The 1,242-nt window shown below is 73.9% G+C and carries 2 protein-coding genes; one reads left to right on the top strand and one right to left on the bottom strand.

Annotation, left to right across the window (positions count from 1 at the left end; genetic code table 11):
- Positions 1–216 precede the first annotated feature (216 nt).
- Complete coding sequence (locus ACFPZL_RS13365) at positions 217–720, bottom strand: VOC family protein (protein WP_218115313.1); 504 nt, start codon at positions 718–720, stop codon at positions 217–219.
- A gap of 146 nt (positions 721–866) precedes the next feature.
- Between ACFPZL_RS13365 and ACFPZL_RS13360 the strand changes: the two genes are divergently transcribed.
- Positions 867–1,242 (top strand): DUF6597 domain-containing transcriptional factor (locus tag ACFPZL_RS13360; protein ID WP_382335857.1); only part of this gene is annotated, 376 nt, incomplete at its 3' end.

Below are 1,242 nucleotides of genomic sequence, written 5' to 3'. Positions count from 1 at the left end.
CGGACGAGCGCCGTCCCCATCCGGCCCGCGCCCACCACCTCGATCCGCTGCATCGACGACATCACTCGGGGCGATCCCCCCGCCGCACCGCCGGGGTCACCGCCGGCGCTCCCATCCGTCGCACGCACACAGGGTCAGTGTAGCCGCGACCCCATTCGCCGCCGACGGCCGGGCCGCACGACGACTCGCGGGCGCGTCCGTCTCCTGAGTCGCTCCTCAGGCTCCCGCCTCGGCCGCCCACTCCCGCACGCGACGAACGCTCTCCTCCTCCGAGAGGTCCTCGACGCGGGTCATGATCGACCACCGCACGCCGAAGGGGTCGCGAATGCTCGCGAAGCGGTCGCCCGACACGAAGTTCGTCGCCGGCTCGCGCACGGCGGCACCGGCCGCGACGGCCCGCGCCACGGTCGCGTCGACATCGGGCACGTAGAGCGCCAGCGAGTAGCAGTCGTCGTCACCCGTCGGAGGGGCGACCATGTGGTAGTCCGGCATCGGCTCTCCGAGCTGGAGGTGGCCGTCGCCGAAGTCGAGGTCGGCGTGCGCGATGACGCCGCCGAACTCCGTCGCATCGACGAGGCGCGCCCCGAAGACGGTCGTGTAGAACTCGACGGCCTCGCCGGCCCGCGGTACCGAGAGGAACGGAGTCAGGCTGGTCGACCCGTGCGGGACGCCGTTCGTCGTGTGCGCGCCGGTCGCCGGCAGTGCCGTTTCGTCTTCCATGGGGCTAGCGTAGGAGCGTACCGCGGCCGGAGCTTGCAGATTCGCGACAGTCCGCACGCAGCCCGCGTGCAGTCCGTGCTCGCAGCCCGGCGCGAGTCGGCGCCGGGGGCAGGATCGGCGGCGCACCGCCCGGGAGGAGACGACGCATGGCGCACGAACCCGGCAGGAGCCCCGCCCACGACTCCGCCGGCAGAGCCCCCGACGATCAGCGCGGCGTGCTGTACCCCCGGCGCCTGCCGGAGTTCCACCGGATCGGCCCGCCTCCCGGGCTCGACCATGCGGTGGCGTGGTTCTGGATCCCCGAATGGGCGCTGCCGCCCGGCGAGGAATCCCGGCAGGAGATCCTGCCCTTCCCCGCCTGCAACCTGGTCGTGGAGCCCGGCAGGGCGACCATCGTCGGCCCGCCGACGACGCGCTCCGAGCGCGTGCTCACGGGGAGCGGCTGGGCAGTCGGCGCACTGCTCCGGCCGGCGTCGGTCCCGGCGCTGGGCATCGATGCGGTGGCCCTTCGGGACGCCGTCC

It is taken from the genome of Leucobacter soli (assembly GCF_042659205.1).
GTDB classification, from domain to species: Bacteria; Actinomycetota; Actinomycetes; order Actinomycetales; family Microbacteriaceae; genus Leucobacter; species Leucobacter soli.
The sequence above is the reverse complement of the archived record's forward strand: the minus strand, read 5'-3'. Positions and strand labels throughout refer to the sequence as shown.

Bases quoted from the DNA above. Each gene is read 5' to 3' on its own strand.
- ACFPZL_RS13365 (WP_218115313.1), bottom strand. From the start codon at position 720: ATGGAAGACGAAACGGCACTGCCGGCGACCGGCGCGCACACGACGAAC.